1 rRNA gene is annotated in these 1,011 nt (G+C 56.7%); it reads left to right on the forward strand.

The features are described 5' to 3' along the window. Nucleotides 1-288: 288 nt before the first annotated feature. A 23S ribosomal RNA gene (locus tag FFS25_RS13315) occupies nt 289-1,011 on the forward strand; the annotation flags it as partial.

A 1,011-nucleotide genomic window follows, 5' to 3' on the forward strand; every position in this document is an offset into this window, starting at 1 on the left:
GTGGTGGGTGTCTGATCACTGTCTGGTGTCTGCGTGCTTGCTTGGTGCGTGGGTGCTGTTGACGGTTGGTGGTTTGGTGCACTGTCGGGTCCTGGAACAACAGGCCCCGTCACTGTGGTCCTCGTCCCTGTGTGGGTGGGGGTGTGGTGGTCGGGGGTGTGTGTTCTGTGGCTTGCTTCAGGTAGCTGCGCACGGTGTGTGTGGTGAGGGGGGCGGCTGGTGTTGTTTGAGAACTGTATAGTGGACGCGAGCATCTTATTCTTTATGTGAGAATTTTTGTGTGTCTGTTTGAAGATTACTAAGGGCGCACGGTGGATGCCTTGGCATCAGGAGCCGATGAAGGACGTGGCAATCTGCGATATGCCTCGGGGAGCCGATAAGCGGGCTGTGATCCGAGGATTTCCGAATGGGGAAACCCCGTCGTCTGTGAGGGCGATGACCTGTATCTGAATACATAGGGTGCAGGGGGGAACGCGGGGAAGTGAAACATCTCAGTACCCGCAGGAAGAGAAAACAACAGTGATTCCGTGAGTAGTGGCGAGCGAAAGCGGAAGTGGCTAAACCGTCTGTGTGTGATACCCGGCAGGGGTTGCATGGGCGGGGTTGTGGGAGCATCAGTGCCCGGTCTGCCGGCTGGGTCGTGTGAGTGCAGCGTGATAGTCGAATCATCTTGAGTGGTGTGCCGTAGAGGGTGTGAGTCCCGTAGACGAAATCATTGCTGCCGCGCGTGGTGTTTCCCGAGTAGCACGGAGCCCGTGAAACTTCGTGTGAATCTGCCAGGACCACCTGGTAAGCCTGAATACTACCTGATGACCGATAGCGGACCAGTACCGTGAGGGAAAGGTGAAAAGCACCCCGGGAGGGGAGTGAAATAGTACCTGAAACCGTGTGCCTACAAGCCGTCGGAGCCTTTTGGGGTGACGGCGTGCCTTTTGAAGAATGAGCCTGCGAGTTAGTGTCATGTCGCGAGGTTAACCCGTGTGGGGTAGTCGTAGCGAAAGCGAGTCTGAA

The sequence above is a fragment of the Kocuria sp. 2SI genome (genome assembly GCF_005502825.1).
In the GTDB taxonomy this organism is placed as follows: Bacteria; Actinomycetota; Actinomycetes; order Actinomycetales; family Micrococcaceae; genus Kocuria; species Kocuria palustris.